Here is a 14,558-nt window from a genome sequence, read left to right as displayed (position 1 = left end):
CCGTGAGCGCCACCGTCACTGCATCGGGCGGTTATGGCCTCAGAAGCGGTAGCGGCCCTGCACGTAGAACGTGCGCGGCGCGGCCACCATGCGGCCGGCGTTGCCATCAACGTTGCGGGTGTACCAGCGCTTGTCGGCCAGGTTGTTCACGCCCAGCGCAATCTCGCTGTCGCCCAGGCCCGGCACCTGCCAGGCCACCTGCGCGTTCCACAGGCGCACGCCCGGCACGCGGCCCACGCGCGCATCGGCGGTTTCTTCCCAGGTGTTGGCGGCATCGGAGAACTGGCCGCTCTGGTGGGTGCTGGAGACATTGAAGGTCCAGCCGGCCAGCGCGTAGCGGGCGCCGACGCTGTCGGTGTCGCGCGAGTAGAACGGCACGTCCAGGCCACGGTTGTCGCCCGACTGCTGGATCGCCTTGGTCCAGGTGTAGTTGGCGTACAGCTCCAACCCGGCCAGCGCACTGTCCTCGGCGAAGTGGTACTCCAGTGCACTCTCCACGCCCTTGTGGTCGGTGGCGCCGATGTTCTGGAAGGTCGGCGGGGTGATTCCCGGTACCTGCAGGATCTGGTTGTCGAAGCGCATCTTGAACACGGTCACTTCCGCGCGCAGGGCGCCGTCCTGCCAGCGCGCGCCCAGCTCGGTGGTCCTGGCGATTTCCGGGTTCAGCGGGTTGTTGGCCGTCTGCGAATTGAGCTGGATGTTCTGCACCGGCCCGAACGAGGTGGTGTAGTTGCCGAACACGGTCAGCTGCGGGGTCAGCAGGTAGGCGATGTTGAGCGAGGGCAAGGCCTTGTCGTTGCGGCTGCTGAAGGTTGCCGCGCCACCGGCCTGGCGGCGGTCCATGTCGATCCATTCCATGCGCACGCCCGGGGTGATCCGCCACTGGCCGATCGCGATGCGGTCGTCGATGTAGAAGGCGTGCGCGTCGGTGGCGTTGTCGAAGCGGGTGGTGGCACTGGCCGCGCCGGTGCGGCGGGCGACGGTGTAGCTGCGGTCGTTGCCGCGCTCGCGCAGGAAGCGGTAGCCGGCGGTGATGTCATGCATCGCGCTGCCCCACTGCAGGCGCTGGGTATAGCGCGGCTCGATGCCGAGCACGCGGTAGTCGCGCGGCTGCACGGTCAGCTGGGTGTTGGCGGCGTTGATCAGCGAGCTGGCACGGGTGCTCTCGTTGTAATAGGCCAGCACCTCGAACTCGCTGTTGGCCGACAGCGTGTTGGTGTAGCCCAGGTCGACGCCGGTGCGGTGGCCCTTCCAGAAATCGGTGGGGCGGGTGTTCTGGAACGGATCGGCCTCGTACTGGGTGCGGGTCAGGCCGCCCGGGGTCAGCGAGCGCACATCGTAGTAGGACAGCTTTGCGCGCAGTTCCTGCTGCGCATCGATGGCGTAGGCGAACTTCAGCGCGAGATCATTGAAGCGGTCATCGCTGCCCCGGCGCCAGCCGCGACCATCCTGGCCGGAGTACAGCAGGGCCGCGCCCAGGCCATTGTCGCCGGTACCGCCGAGGAAGGCGTTGTACTGGGTGCTGTCACCGCCGCCATGGTCGTAGGCGGTGTAGCGCATGCCGGCTTCGCCGTGCAGGCCGGCCTCGGTGGGAATGGAGCGGGTGCTGAAGTTGATGATGCCGCCCACGTTCTGCGGCCCGTAGCGCACCGCGCCGCCGCCGCGCACCACGTCGATCGACTCGATGTTGGACAGGCTGGTCGGCGCGAACGACAGCTGTGGCTGGCCATACGGCGCCACCGCCAGCGGCACGCCGTCCAACAGTACGGTCGAGCGCGGCGAGTAGCGCCCGGTGAGGCCGCGCACGCCGATGTTCAGCGACACCGAACTGCCCGCGGTGCCGGAGTTGTCGGTGACCTGCACGCCGGGGATGCGGCGCATCGCATCGCCGAGGCTGGCCGCGCCGCTGGCCTCGATGCGCTGGCGGTCGACCACGGTGCGCGCGCCGGCGAAGCTCTTCACGCTGTCATGCAGGCCGGTGCCCAGCCAGCTGCCCGAGACCTGGATGCTGTCCAGCGTGGTGGCGCCGTCCTGGGCGAAGGCGGTGGCGGCCGGGAGCAGGCACAGGGTAAGGGCGGCGGCCAGCGGCAGGCGGGCCGGTTGCAGGGCAGGGATGGGCATCGGTGCGGGCTGTGGAAGGCGGTAAATGAGAATTATTGCTGATTCCATTCGCCAATGGAATGCGCCGCCGGTTCACGCTGTTCCCCCGGTGGTAGAGTGGGCGATTGCTTCCTGACTCGCTGAGATCTGCCATGTCCCAAGCCGCCTTCTACCCCGTCGGAACCCCTGGCCAGCCGTGGGGAGCGGCGGAACGGGAGACGTGGCGTGGCCGCCAGCAGCGCCTGCGTCGCTATGACGAGGAAGTGCTGCCGCGCATCGAGGCGCTGGCCTCGCGCTTCGACAAGGTGGCCTACGGCCAGCTCGACTACGCTGGCGAGACCTACACCCTGTTCGCCCTGCGCAGCCGCGATTGGAACCCGGTGCTGCCGGCTGCCCTGGTTACCGGTGGCGTGCACGGTTATGAGACCAGCGGCGTGATGGGCGCGCTGGAATTCCTCGAAAAGCACGCCGCCGACTACGCCGGCAAGGCCAATCTGCTGGTGGCACCGTGCGTGAATCCGTGGGGCTTCGAGCGCATCAACCGCTGGAACTTCGATGCGATCGACCCGAACCGCAACTTCCGCGCCTACGGCCCGGCGCGTGAATCAACGGCGGTGATCGATCTGATCGCGCCGTACAAGGGCCAGTTCGTGCTGCACATCGACCTGCACGAGACCACCGACAGCGACGAGAGCGAGTTCCGCCCGGCGTTGGCCGCGCGTGACGGCAGGCCGTTCGAACCGGGCCTGATCCCCGATGGCTTCTACCTGGTGGATGACAGCGAGAACCCGCAGCCGGTCTTCCAGCAGGCGGTGATCGCCGCGGTGGAGAAGGTCACCCACATCGCGCCGGCTGACGACAAGGGCGAGATCATCGGTTCGCCGCTGGTGGCCCACGGCGTGATCGAATATCCGCTGGTGAAGCTGGGACTGTGCGCGGGCATCACCGGTGCGAAGTTCACTACCACCACCGAGGTCTACCCGGACAGCTCCCGGGCGACCCCGCAGCAGTGCAACGACGCGCAGGTGGCCGCGGTGTGCGCGGCACTGGATTACGCGCTCGCCCATCGTTGACCGGTAGTGCCGGCCGCTGGCCGGCAACTCGTATCACCCCAACGCGTCGGCCCACCACAGTGCGGCCGGTCCCGGCGGCGCGTCGCGGCGCCAGAGCAGGTCGCTGTGGATGCGCCGCGGCCAGCCGGGCAGCGTCAGTTCCACCAGTCGCCCGCGGTCATAACGTTGCACCAGTGCCCGCGGCAGCTCGGCCCAGCCGATGCCGTCCTCGGCCATCTCCATCACCATCAGATAGTCGGTGGCGGTCCAGGCCAGGCCGGTGACGATGTGGGATTGATCGACCTCCGCACTCAATCGCACCTGCCGGTGCCGCGCCAGCTGTGCGGCGCTGCGACGGCCGGCGCTGGCCAGTGGGTGCTCGCGCGCCACGTACACCGACAGTTCGCTGTGATGGGCCAACGGCCGGGCCATCAGGCCATCCGGATAGCTTTCCTGTTGCGGCAGCAGGCCCAGCGCGGCGCGGCCGCTGCCGACCAGCTCCAGCACGTCATCGCCTTCGGCATCCAGCCATTCCAGTTCGATCTCCGGGAATGCTTCGGCAAAGCGCTGCAGCACGCGCTGCTCCGGATCGAGCTGGTACACGTCGGAGAACACCACGGTCAGCCGCGCTTCGACCGGCGCGGCCAGGCGCACACTCAACTGCTGCAGGCGGGCATCGGCGGCGAGGATTTCCTGGGCATGGCCGAGCACCTGGCGCCCGGCCTCGGTCAACCGGGGGTAGCGCCCGCTGCGGTCGAACAGGCTCACGCCCAGGTCGGCCTCCAGATGGGCAATGGCGGTACTGACCGTTGACTGGGTCTTGCGCAGGCGGCGCGCCGCCGCCGAGAACGAGCCCAGCGCGGCCGCTTCCACGAAGGCCTGCAGGGATTCGGGGGAATAGGGCATTGATCCATCGCTCCTGTCGATGGGATCCATTTTGGTGCCACCGTAAAAGGCGATGATACTGGCCGCCGTCGCCCCTGTCTGCGGGCGTTCCGGACCCTCCACGTATGCCGTGGACCCATTGAAGAGGCGGCGCGGTCCCCGCCTGCAAGGAGCTTCACATGTCCCGTACTGTTCCCGCCCGTGGCGCGCTGGCCGCCTGGGCCTGCCTGACCGTGGCGATCATCGCCGAGGTGGTCGGCACCTCGTTCATGGCCCATGCCGCCCGCGACGGCGGCTGGAGCGGCTATCTGATCATGGCCGGCGCGTTGGCGCTGTCCTACTTCTTCCTGGCGCAGTCGGTGCGCCGCATTGCTGTAGGCGTGGCCTACGCGGTGTGGGAAGGCCTTGGCCTGACCCTGCTGACCGTGGTCGGCCTCACTGTGTTCGGCGAGAGCCTGTCGCTGCAGCAGCTGGCCGGCCTGATGCTGGCCGTGGCCGGCATCGTCTGCGTCACCCTCGGGGAGGCGCACTGATGAACACCCTGGCCCTGTTTTTCGTGATCTGCTCGGCGCTGATCGACGTCGCCGCCAACATGATGGTGGCCAAGTCGGAAGGTTTCCGTCGTTGGCGCTGGGGCGTCGGTGCGATCGTCCTGGTCTGGATCGCCTTCGCCCTGCTGGGCCAGGCCGTGCGCTACATGGATCTGGCCACGGCCTATGCGATGTGGGGGGCGATCGGCGTGATCGGCACCGCCAGCTGCGGACGCCTGTTGTTCGGCAACCGCCTGCGGCCGATCGGCTGGGTTGGCATCGCCCTGGTCACGGCGGCGGTACTGCTGCTCAGCACCGCCAAGTAGCAGCACGCCCGGACGCGAGCGGGGCGGCGAGGGTGCAGCGATTTGCGAAGTCGCCCGCGCTCATCGACACTGCGGTTTTCCACATGGAGTGCCCGCATGTTCAGCCACATCACCGTAGGGACGAACGACATGGATGCCGCACGTCGCTTCTACGACGCCCTGTTCGCCGCGATGGACGCGCGTGCGGGCGTATTCGACGAGAAGGGACGGCTGCTGTACTTCAAGGATGGGCGGATGTTCGGTGTAACCGCGCCGATCGATGGGCAGCCAGCGTGCCATGCCAACGGCGGCACCATCGGTTTCAGTCTGGGCAGTGCAGAGGCCGTGCGTGCCTGGCAGGAAGCTGGAGTGGCTCACGGTGGCAGCGCCATCGAAGATCCGCCCGGCGTCCGCAACATGTCCGGTCGGCAGGTGTTCCTGGCCTATCTGCGTGACCCGGATGGCAACAAGCTGTGTGCGGTGCATGTAATGTCGTGATCGGACAGGATGCGCGTGGCCGCGCCGCAGGCGGTGCGCGCGGCCCGCGCAAGCAAGGGTGCGTCGCAGCGCGCGCGTGATACCACGGAATGAGCGGACGGGCCTGCGACCACAGGCCGCAACTTCATGCTCTGTCCACTGCGGTTCAGCCAGAATCGGTCGGCTAACCCTTTGATCTTCCGGAGAACGCCGCCCCATGGAAGTACTGGAGCCGCAACAATCCCCGGTGCGCACCCTTCGGCCTGTGTTCGCCTTCGCGGCGATCGTTGTCGTGGCGTTCGCGCTGTTCGTCAGCCTGTTCCCGCTCGGCGCGGGCCGCCTTCTGCTCAAGGCACAGGACTGGGCCGCCCTCAACGTCGGCTGGTACTACCTGCTGGCCATGACCCTGTACCTGGTGTTCGTGGTGGGCGTGGCGTTGTCCAAGTACGGTGGCATCAAGCTGGGTGCCGACCATGACGAGCCGGAGTTCAGTTACCTCTCATGGGCCGGCATGCTGTTCGCCGCCGGCATCAGCATCACCCTGTTCTTCTTCTGCGTATCCGAACCGCTGACCCACTACCTGCAGCCGCCGCAGGGCGATCCGGCCGCAGGCGAGGCTGGCGCGCGCCAGGCCATGCAGCTGCTGTTCCTGCACTGGGGCCTGCACGGCTGGGGCGTGTTCGCGCTGGCGGCGATGGCGATGGCCTACTTCGCCTATCGCCACAACCTGCCACTGGCCCTGCGCTCTGCGCTGTACCCACTGATCGGCAAGCGCATCAATGGCCCGATCGGCTACACCGTGGATGCGCTGGGCATCGTCGCCACCGTATTCGGCATCGGTGCCGACATGGGCTTCGGCGTGCTGCACCTCAATGCCGGCCTCTCGCACCTGTTCGACATTCCGCACTCCAACCTGGTGCAGATCATCCTGGTGGTCAGCATGATGGGCGCGGCCGTGGCCGTGGCCGTGTCCGGCGTCGAGAAGGGCGTGCGCTGGATGGCCAACATCAACATGCTGCTGGCGATCGCGCTGGTGCTGTTCATGCTGTTCGCCGGGCCGACGCAGTACCTGTTCAGCACGCTGATGCAGAACCTGGGCGACTACCTGGGCAGCGTGGTCGGCAAGAGTTTCGATGTGTACGCCTATGGCGGCCGACCGGAATGGCTGGGCGGCTGGACGGTGTTCTACTGGGCCTGGTGGATCGGCTGGGCACCGTTCGTGGGCCTGTTCATCGCGCGCATCTCACGTGGCCGTACCATCCGCGAATTCGTGTTCGGGGTGCTGCTGATCCCGCTCGGCTTCACCCTGGCCTGGCTGTCGATCTTCGGCAACAGCGCGCTGGACCAGGTGCTCCACCACGGCCAGCAGCAACTGGCGCAGCTGGCGGTGGATGACCCACCGACCGTGTTGTATGCACTGCTGGATGGCTACCCGTGGAGCCGCACGGTGATCGCGGTGACGGTGCTGGTGAGCTTCATCTTCTTCGTGACCTCCGCTGATTCGGGAGCGGTGGTGTTGTCCACGCTGTCGTCGCATGGTGGATCACCCGAAGACGATGGTCCGCGCTGGCTGCGCGTGTTCTGGGGCACAGTGATTGCGGTGCTGACCGCAGGGTTGTTGCTGGCCGGCAGCATCGATGCATTGAAATCGGCGGTGGTGCTGGCATCGCTGCCGTTCTCGGCGATCCTGCTGCTGATGATGTGGGGCCTGACCCGCGCGTTCAGTGACGAGTCGCACCGCAAGCGCGCGCTGCAGTACCGGCCGTCGCCGTTGATCGGAGACGATCGCCATCATCAGGGCTGGCGCCAGCGCCTGAGCCAGGCCATGCACTTCCCGGTGCGCGACCAGGTCTACCGCTTCATGGATGACACCGTGAAGCCGGCGATGGAGGCGGTGGCCGAACAGCTGCGCGGGCAGGGTTGGGATGTATCCACCTGCTTCGAGGCCGGCGACATGGAGCTGACGGTGAACCACGGCGAGCAGCAGGACTTCCTGTACCGGGTGATCCTGAGCGGCTACCTGACCCCGTCGTTTGCCGCGCAGCAGCTGCGCAACCAGCGCTACTACCGCGCCGAGGTGCATCTGTTCGAAGGCAGCCAGGACTACGACCTGGTGGGCTACAGCCGCAAGCAGATCATCAACGACATCATCAGCCAGTACGAACGGCACCTGCAGTTCCTGCACCTGAGCCGGTGATGGTAGTGCCGGCCGCTGGCCGGCAACGCGAACGGGGCGGCGCATCATCGCCGCCCCGTTGGCGCATCAGAACCGGTAGCGCGCACCCAGCGAGACGAACTGTCCGCGCAGGTTGTACTGGCTGATGTCGAAGCCGTTGGAACCGCCAGCCGGATCGAACGGCGGATCCTTGTCGGTCAGGTTCAGCACCGACAGCGACAGCGTGGTATTCGGAATTCCCTCGTACGCCACGTAAAGGTCCAGCTGGTGATACGGCTTGACGCGGTCACGCAGCCCCGGATTGCTGGTCGCCGTCGCCACGCGCTGGTCGTAGCCGCTCACGTACTGCAGGCTCAGCGTGCTGCTCCAGTCGCCCACCGCCCAGTTCAATGAGGTGGTGCCGCGCGTACGCGGCAGTGCGCCGTGGCGGTTGTTGCCGGCGCCTTCGTACGGCGACTGGCCAGCCACCAGCGGCTGCTTGAAGCTCAGCAGATGGGTCCAGCTGCCGGCCACGGTGAAGTTGCCCCAGCCGTCGGTACGGAAGGTGCGGCTGGCGTCCAGGTCCAGCCCCGAGGTGGTCAACTCGCCCTGGTTGGCATACTGGTTGGAGATGAACTGGATGCGTCCCTGCGCATCACGTTGCACGCGGCCCGGGAACAGGGTCGGGTTGTCGACGATGAACTGCGCGCTGTCCGGCTTGACCAGGTTGTCCTGCTCGATGCGGTACCAGTCCAGGCCGATGCTGGTATCACCATCCGGAGACCACACCGCACCCACGTTGAAGTTGCGCGAGCGTTCGGCCTTCAGGTCGGGGTTGCCGGTGCGGATGTTGGTGACGCCACGGCTGCCGCCGGGCTGCAGCGGATCCAGCGGATCGATCACCGAGCCGTAGCTGACGGTCTGGCCGGGCGCGATCTCCGGCAGCGAGGGGGCGCGGAAGCCACGCGAGAACGAACCACGCAGCAGCAGGCTGTCCAGCGGCTGCCAGCGCAGCGCCACCTTCGGCGAGAACGCCTTGCCGAAGTCGTCATAGTGATCGCCGCGGCCAGCCGCCTGCAGCTCCAACGTGCGGTGCAGTGGCACGCTCAGTTCGGCATAGGCGGCACTGACCTGGCGCTCGCCGTTGACCACGTTGATCGCCGGGCGCAGTTCGGTGCCCGACAGCACCTGGGCACTGGTGCGCGCATCCAGCGATTCCTTGCGGAACTCCGCGCCCCAGGCGAAGCCGACCGCACCGGCGGGCAGCTCCCACAGCGAGGTCGAGGCTTTCAGGTTCAACGCGTGCAGCGTGTACCAGCCTGGCCGCTTGGTCTGCAGACGCAGTGCATCCAGCGCGCCCGGCGTGGCGGACGGGTTGAGGAAGTTGTAGCTTCCGTCGCGCAGGATCTGTTCGAACGCATAGCGGTTGACGAAATTGTCGACGTACTCGCGCTGCGCACTTTGCGAGGTCAGCGCCGCGACTTCCCAGTCCCAGCGTTCACCGCTGCCGCGCACGCCGGCCAGGGCACGGTAGAACACCTGCGTGTTGTCCTTCAGGCGCGGGCCGAGATCGAAGAAGGTGTACTCGAACGGCAGCGGCGTGCTGCCCGGGTTGTTCGGGTGGCCGACCGGCAGCACCGCCGGCACGTCAATCAGCGTGCCGGTGGCCGGGTTGTACGCGCGCAGGCCGGGGCCGACGGTCAGCGGCGCGCTGAAGATCTGGTCGGCCTTGTTGTGGCTGTACAGCACATCGGCGAACGCCTCGACGCTGTCATTGAAGCGGTAGGTTGCACTCAACGAGGCCTGCAGGCGCTCGGCGCCGGGTTGCAGGGTCTTGAACGGCTGCGCATTGAAGGCGCAGGCCTGGCCGGGCAGGGTACTGCCGAAGTCGCTGTACGGGCGCAGCTGGCTGCCCTCGGGGCAGTTGGCGAACGGCTGAGGTGCACGTGGGTTGGACAGCCAGTTGCCACCGGCGGTGGACCAGCCGGCCAGGCGTCCGCCGGGCTTGTCGCGGAAATCGCCGCTGCGGGTATAGGCGCGCTGGTCGGCGTCGAGGCGATCACGCTTGAGCAGGTCCAAGCCGAACAGCACGTTCCAGCCCTGCTGCTCCAGGTCGCCGAAGCCGGCCAACAGGTTGGCCTTGCGTTCGTTCAAGCCGCCTTGGGTGGCGGTACCGAAGCCGCCACCGACTTCCACGCCCTGGAAGTTCCTGCGCAGGATGATGTTGATGACCCCGGCGATGGCATCGGAACCGTACACCGCCGAGGCGCCGTCCTTGAGCACTTCGATGCGCTCGACGGCGCTGATCGGCAACGCGTTGAGGTCGACGAACGTGTCCTGGGTATTGAGTGCGAAGCCGAAGTTGGACACGCGGTAGCCGTTGACCAGCACCAGCGTGTTCTTCGGTGACAGGCCACGCAGGCCGATCGAGGCAGAGCCGGCGGCGAAGCTGCCCGTGTACTGCTCGTCGAAGCTGTTGCCGGCATTGGCCGACAGATTGCGCAGCACGTCGGTGAGTGTTGAACGACCGGTCTGCTCGATCTGTTCGCGGCTGACGATCTGCACCGGGTTGGGCCCGGCGGTATCGCTGCGCTTGATGTTGGAGCCGGTCACCAGCACGGCGCCGAGGGTGGTGCTGTCCTTGCCGGCATCGGTGGTTTCAGAGGCGCTGGCGGTGCCAGCAGTGAGGCCCAGCGCGATCGCGCCGGCAAGCAGGTTCAGGGTGGTGCGGTACATGGAAGCGGCAACGCCGAACGGGGGAGGAGCCGTCAGTACCGCATGCAGGTACCTGCGCCTTCCAATGACGAAAGCGCATTCAGTTATACATCACAGGTTCTTAACGACCGGAGCAGGCAGCGGCGGACCTTATCCGGGCGCCGCTACTGCATTCAACCCCGATCCATTCAATCGACTGGGTGAATTATCAGGTCGGAGACGAAAATCCAGAGGCTGTCCGGTATGTCGTTGTGGCAAGCAAGCCCCATATCCGTGATGCTTTCAGGAAACTGGACCAGCACCCGCATGCCACGTTGATGCCTGGTCATGGAAGTCTGGGATTCCTCAAGAACAATGGTCCCGTTGGTACCGATCAACCTCCAGTAGTCTTCGGAGGGCCGAACATCGTCAGGAGGGGATTTGCTCCCGAGAAAGGTCGCCAGCAGCACCTTCCGACCATTCATTCCGCTCAACGTGATTCCTTCTTCAGCAAAGACGATGTAGACATTATCCATTGGGATGACGGCGGCGCGCGGCGCCGCCGGATCCAGTGCCTAGCATCACGGCCGCAGCAGCACCTTGCCATTGCGTCCCGACCCAGCACCGGCCTTCGCTGCCTGGGCGATATCGTCCAGCGCGAAGATCTGCTCCACCGGCAAGGTCAGTTCGCCGCTGGCCGCGCGCTTGAGCAGCTCGCCGACCAGCCGGCGCTTGTCCTCCACCGCCATCGCCTGGCTGACCTTGCTGCCCCAGAAACCCTTCACCGTGGCCTCCTTGTAGATCAGGCCGCCGGCGGGAATGTGCATCGGTTCGCCACTCATCACCCCGAACGACACCAGCGTGCCGTGGTGGCCGAGCAGGTCGACCAGATCGCCACTGGCGTCGCCGCCGATGGAATCCACTGCGGCCGCGGCCTGTGCTTCGCCGGTCGCCTCACGCACGCGATCCTTCCAGCCGTCCACCGAGGTGTCGAATACATGATCGATGCCCAGCGCCTGCAACTGCGCTACGGCCGCGGCATTGCGCACCAGGTTGGCCACGTGCACGCCGCGCGCCTTTGCCAGCATCGCCAGCGACTTGCCGACCGCGCCGTTGGCGGTGTTCTGCACGATCCACTGGCCTGCTTGGACGTGCAGGAATTCCAGCAGCATCAGCGCGCTCAGCGGCATCGCGATCAACTGTGCGGCCATCTCGTCCGGGATCGCCTCCGGCATCGGAATCACCATGCGTGCCGGTGCGACGAAGGCCTCGGCCCAGGTGCCGTGCACCGAGGCGGCGGCTACCCGCTGGCCGATCTGCAGGCCGTCCACGCCATCGCCGAGTGCATCGACCACGCCCAGTGCTTCACTGCCGCCAATCGCCGGCAGCGTCGGCTTGTAGCCATACAGCCCGCGCACGGTCAGCAGGTCGTGATTGTGGATCGAGGCCAGCACAGTGCGGATGCGCACCTCGCCGGGGCCAGGCTCGGGCAGGGCGGCATCGGCAGTGGCGAGGACGTCGGCCGGGTTGCCGAAGGAGGAGTACTGGGCAGCGCGCATGGGGCGGTGTTCCGGGGAAAGTGGATGTTGTACCGAACTGGGGACGCAGGGCATGTCGACAAGGCGTCGCCGCTGCAACACGGCATCCTGCGACTGATCGTCGCGGCATGTCGTGATTACCGCATCTTGTGTTGACGTTGCGCGTCATCCCCACTATGTTGTGGCCGTCACTCCCGGTCAGCCGCCGCCGCCGGACATGCAGCAAACGTCCCGCGGCCCGCCCCTGAAGGCTTGCCGTGTCGACGCGGCCGCCATCGTGCGGACGCAGGTCGCCCCCATGGCCCGGATACCGGCCGCAGGCGCAGGCAGATGCCGACGACCTACGTTCCCGCACCCTGGCAATCCACCCGTTCGCCCCGTGCGCCGGTATCGCGTCCAGGGCCGCCATGGCATCGACCGCCAATGCGCGTGCGAGCCTGGAGTTTCACCACCATGACCGACAGTACCTTCCGCGTGGCCGATCCGGCCGGCGCTGGCGACGCCTTGCGCGCCGGTGGCGAGCGCGTACCGACCTGGATCACCAAGGAGGCCGGCAACCGCCGCCTGCCGTTCGACGCCGAGCGCCTGCAGCGCAGCATCGATGCCGTGCATGCCGAGTTCCCGCAGCTGGATGTGAGCGACTACCGCCGCGTGGTGCAGGCAATGGTCGAGCGCAAGCCCAGCATCAGCGCCGATGACCTGGTCGATCTGTTGATCCGCGAGGCCGAATCGCGGGTGGACCTGGTCGCGCCCGAGTGGGAACAGTTCGCCGCGCGCATCTACCTGCGTCGCCTGTACAAGCGTGCCAGCCGCAACCGCTTCTACGATGTCAGCCTGAAGTACGGCTCCTACGTGGGCCTGCAGGAAAGCCTCGCCGATCGTGGTATCTACAGCAACGACATCCTGCGCTGCTATTCCAAGGAAGAGCTGCAGCAGGCCGGTGAGATGATCGATCCGGAACGCGACCGCCTGTTCGCCTACAACGGCCTGTACCTGCTGGCCACGCGCTATCTGGCCAGCGACCGCAGCCGCGAGGTCTATGAACTGCCGCAGGAGCGCTGGCTGACCATTGCGCTGTACCTGATGCAGGAGGAAAAGCCGCGCGAACGCCGCATGCAGCTGGTTGGCGAGGCGTACTGGGCGCTGTCCAACCTGTACATGACCGTGGCCACGCCGACGCTGGCAAATGCCGGCAAGGTGGGCGGCCAGCTGTCCAGCTGCTTCATCGACACGGTGGACGACAGCCTGCAGGGCATCTATGACTCCAACACCGATATCGCGCGCGTGTCCAAGCACGGCGGCGGCGTCGGTGCCTACCTGGGCTACGTGCGCAGCAGCGGCGCACCGATCCGTGGCGTGGCCAACTCCTCCGGCGGCGTGGTGCCGTGGATCAAGCAGCTCAACAACACGGCGGTGTCGGTTGATCAGCTGGGCCAGCGCAAGGGCGCAGTGGCGGTGTACCTGGACATCTGGCATCGCGACATCGAAGCCTTCATGGACCTGCGCCTCAACAACGGCGACCAGCGCCTGCGCGCGCACGATGTGTTCACCTCGGTGTGCGTACCCGACCTGTTCATGGAAGCGGTCGAGCGCCGCGCCGACTGGTACCTGTTCGACCCGCACGAGGTGAAGCAGGCCAAGGGCTGGTACCTGCAGGACTTCTACGATGAGACGCGCGGTGCGGGCAGCTTCCGCGATCGCTATGCCGAGCTGGTGGCCGATGAGCGCATCAGCCGCCGAACGGTGAAGGCCATCGATCTGTTCAAGCGGATCATGCTCAGCCAGCTGGAGACCGGCAATCCGTTCCTGTTCTACCGCGACGAGGTCAACCGCCGGAACCCGAACAAGCACGCGGGCATGATCTATTCCAGCAACCTGTGCACCGAGATCCTGCAGAACATGAGCCCGACGCGGATGATCCAGGAGATCGTCAGCGGCGACCAGATCGTCACCACGCGCCGTGCGGGCGACTTCGTGGTCTGCAACCTGTCCTCGATCAACCTCGGCCGGGCAATCAGTGCGCCGGATGACCTGCTGGCCACCGATGTGCTGGAGCGCCTGATTCCGATCCAGGTGCGCATGCTCGACAACGTGATCGACCTCAACGCGTTGCCGGTGCCGCAGGCCACGATCACCAACCGCAAGTACCGCGCCATCGGCCTGGGGACGTTCGGTTGGCACCACCTGCTGGCGCAGCAGGCGATCCAGTGGGAATCACCGGATGCCGAGCAGCTGGCCGACCGCCTGTATGAGCGCATCAATTTCCTTACGATCCAGGCCAGCGCGCAACTGGCGCAGGAGAAGGGCAGCTATCCGATGTTCGCCGGCAGCGATTGGCACAACGGACGCTATTTCAGTGACCGCGGCTACAGCGGCGCCGCATGGGACAGCCTGGCCCACGAGGTCGCCACGCACGGCCTGCGCAACGGCTGGTTGCTGGCCGTGGCGCCGAACATGAGTACCGCGCAGATTGCCGGTTCCACCGCATCGATCGACCCGATCTACAGCGCGTTCTACTACGAGGAAAAGAAGGACTTCCGGCGGCCGGTGGCGGCGCCGGGCCTGTCGCTGGAGACCTGGCCGTACTACGAGAAGGGCGCCTACAAGGTCGACCAGTTCGCCAGCGTGCGCCAGAACGCGCGCCGCCAGCGCCATGTCGACCAGTCGATCAGCTTCAACCTGTACGTGCCCAGCACCATCCGTGCGAGCACGCTGCTGGAGCTGCACCTGAGCGCCTGGCGCGAAGGCCTGAAGACCACCTATTACGTGCGCTCCAACGACATCGACATCAGCGAATGCGAGTGGTGCTCAAGCTGACCACC

At 66.5% G+C, this 14,558-nt stretch carries 11 protein-coding genes; 6 read left to right on the top strand and 5 right to left on the bottom strand.

All coding sequences use genetic code 11. The features are described 5' to 3' along the window. Nucleotides 1-39 precede the first annotated feature (39 nt). Nucleotides 40-2,121, bottom strand: coding sequence for a TonB-dependent receptor family protein (locus tag AC5P7S_RS09450; protein ID WP_095377116.1), 2,082 nt, complete (start codon nucleotides 2,119-2,121; stop codon nucleotides 40-42). A gap of 131 nt (nucleotides 2,122-2,252) precedes the next feature. On the opposite strand from AC5P7S_RS09450, the gene AC5P7S_RS09445 reads away from it, so the two are divergent. Beyond that, nucleotides 2,253-3,173 carry a M14 family metallopeptidase gene (locus AC5P7S_RS09445; RefSeq protein WP_095377115.1) on the top strand — a complete coding sequence of 307 codons (921 nt, stop codon included), beginning with the start codon at nucleotides 2,253-2,255 and terminating at the stop codon, nucleotides 3,171-3,173. Between the two features lie 33 nt (nucleotides 3,174-3,206). On the opposite strand, the gene AC5P7S_RS09440 is transcribed toward AC5P7S_RS09445, so the two are convergent. Next, nucleotides 3,207-4,058: a LysR family transcriptional regulator gene (locus AC5P7S_RS09440; protein WP_005416961.1), complete on the bottom strand. Its 852-nt coding sequence runs from the start codon at nucleotides 4,056-4,058 to the stop codon at nucleotides 3,207-3,209. A gap of 158 nt (nucleotides 4,059-4,216) precedes the next feature. On the opposite strand from AC5P7S_RS09440, the gene AC5P7S_RS09435 reads away from it, so the two are divergent. From AC5P7S_RS09435 to betT, 4 genes are all read left to right on the top strand, one after another. Further along, nucleotides 4,217-4,570, top strand: a complete 354-nt coding sequence (locus tag AC5P7S_RS09435; protein ID WP_005416959.1) for an SMR family transporter — start codon at nucleotides 4,217-4,219, stop codon at nucleotides 4,568-4,570. After that, on the top strand, nucleotides 4,570-4,893 hold the full coding sequence (locus AC5P7S_RS09430) for a DMT family transporter (RefSeq protein ID WP_095377114.1): 324 nt from the start codon (nucleotides 4,570-4,572) through the stop codon (nucleotides 4,891-4,893). The genes AC5P7S_RS09435 and AC5P7S_RS09430 overlap by 1 nt, the downstream gene beginning before the upstream one ends. 96 nt (nucleotides 4,894-4,989) lie before the next feature. Beyond that, the gene (locus tag AC5P7S_RS09425; RefSeq protein ID WP_005416954.1) at nucleotides 4,990-5,370 is read left to right on the top strand and encodes a VOC family protein; all 381 of its coding nucleotides are present in this window, start codon (nucleotides 4,990-4,992) and stop codon (nucleotides 5,368-5,370) included. Nucleotides 5,371-5,566: 196 nt separating this feature from the next. Then, nucleotides 5,567-7,546, top strand: a complete 1,980-nt coding sequence (gene betT / locus AC5P7S_RS09420) for a choline BCCT transporter BetT (RefSeq protein ID WP_095377113.1) — start codon at nucleotides 5,567-5,569, stop codon at nucleotides 7,544-7,546. Nucleotides 7,547-7,612: 66 nt separating this feature from the next. Here betT and AC5P7S_RS09415 read toward each other — a convergent pair whose 3' ends face one another. The 3 genes from AC5P7S_RS09415 to AC5P7S_RS09405 all read right to left on the bottom strand — a co-directional run bounded on the left by AC5P7S_RS09415 (nucleotide 7,613) and on the right by AC5P7S_RS09405 (nucleotide 11,757). Continuing rightward, entirely contained in the window at nucleotides 7,613-10,240 is a 2,628-nt protein-coding gene (locus AC5P7S_RS09415; RefSeq protein WP_095377112.1) for a TonB-dependent receptor, read from the bottom strand. A 167-nt stretch (nucleotides 10,241-10,407) separates the two neighbouring features. Next, the gene (locus AC5P7S_RS09410; RefSeq protein ID WP_095377111.1) at nucleotides 10,408-10,734 is read right to left on the bottom strand and encodes a hypothetical protein; all 327 of its coding nucleotides are present in this window, start codon (nucleotides 10,732-10,734) and stop codon (nucleotides 10,408-10,410) included. 45 nt (nucleotides 10,735-10,779) lie between these two features. Further along, nucleotides 10,780-11,757 carry a zinc-binding dehydrogenase gene (locus tag AC5P7S_RS09405; RefSeq protein WP_095377110.1) on the bottom strand — a complete coding sequence of 326 codons (978 nt, stop codon included), beginning with the start codon at nucleotides 11,755-11,757 and terminating at the stop codon, nucleotides 10,780-10,782. 432 nt (nucleotides 11,758-12,189) lie between these two features. Between AC5P7S_RS09405 and AC5P7S_RS09400 the strand changes: the two genes are divergently transcribed. After that, entirely contained in the window at nucleotides 12,190-14,553 is a 2,364-nt protein-coding gene (locus tag AC5P7S_RS09400; RefSeq protein ID WP_095377109.1) for a ribonucleoside-diphosphate reductase subunit alpha, read from the top strand. The last annotated feature ends 5 nt before the right edge of the window (nucleotides 14,554-14,558 follow it).

This window comes from Stenotrophomonas sp. YJH_SMC_32 (assembly GCF_059369975.1).
The sequence above is the reverse complement of the archived record's forward strand: the minus strand, read 5'-3'. Positions and strand labels throughout refer to the sequence as shown.

What these genes read in the sequence shown, in the direction of transcription:
- AC5P7S_RS09450 (WP_095377116.1), bottom strand. Translation starts at nt 2,121, where the DNA reads ATGCCCATCCCTGCCCTGCAACCGGCCCGCCTGCCGCTGGCCGCCGCC.
- AC5P7S_RS09445 (WP_095377115.1), top strand. Translation starts at nt 2,253, where the DNA reads ATGTCCCAAGCCGCCTTCTACCCCGTCGGAACCCCTGGCCAGCCGTGG.
- AC5P7S_RS09440 (WP_005416961.1), bottom strand. Translation starts at nt 4,058, where the DNA reads ATGCCCTATTCCCCCGAATCCCTGCAGGCCTTCGTGGAAGCGGCCGCG.
- AC5P7S_RS09435 (WP_005416959.1), top strand. Translation starts at nt 4,217, where the DNA reads ATGTCCCGTACTGTTCCCGCCCGTGGCGCGCTGGCCGCCTGGGCCTGC.
- AC5P7S_RS09430 (WP_095377114.1), top strand. Translation starts at nt 4,570, where the DNA reads ATGAACACCCTGGCCCTGTTTTTCGTGATCTGCTCGGCGCTGATCGAC.
- AC5P7S_RS09425 (WP_005416954.1), top strand. Translation starts at nt 4,990, where the DNA reads ATGTTCAGCCACATCACCGTAGGGACGAACGACATGGATGCCGCACGT.
- betT (WP_095377113.1), top strand. Translation starts at nt 5,567, where the DNA reads ATGGAAGTACTGGAGCCGCAACAATCCCCGGTGCGCACCCTTCGGCCT.
- AC5P7S_RS09415 (WP_095377112.1), bottom strand. Translation starts at nt 10,240, where the DNA reads ATGTACCGCACCACCCTGAACCTGCTTGCCGGCGCGATCGCGCTGGGC.
- AC5P7S_RS09410 (WP_095377111.1), bottom strand. Translation starts at nt 10,734, where the DNA reads ATGGATAATGTCTACATCGTCTTTGCTGAAGAAGGAATCACGTTGAGC.
- AC5P7S_RS09405 (WP_095377110.1), bottom strand. Translation starts at nt 11,757, where the DNA reads ATGCGCGCTGCCCAGTACTCCTCCTTCGGCAACCCGGCCGACGTCCTC.
- AC5P7S_RS09400 (WP_095377109.1), top strand. Translation starts at nt 12,190, where the DNA reads ATGACCGACAGTACCTTCCGCGTGGCCGATCCGGCCGGCGCTGGCGAC.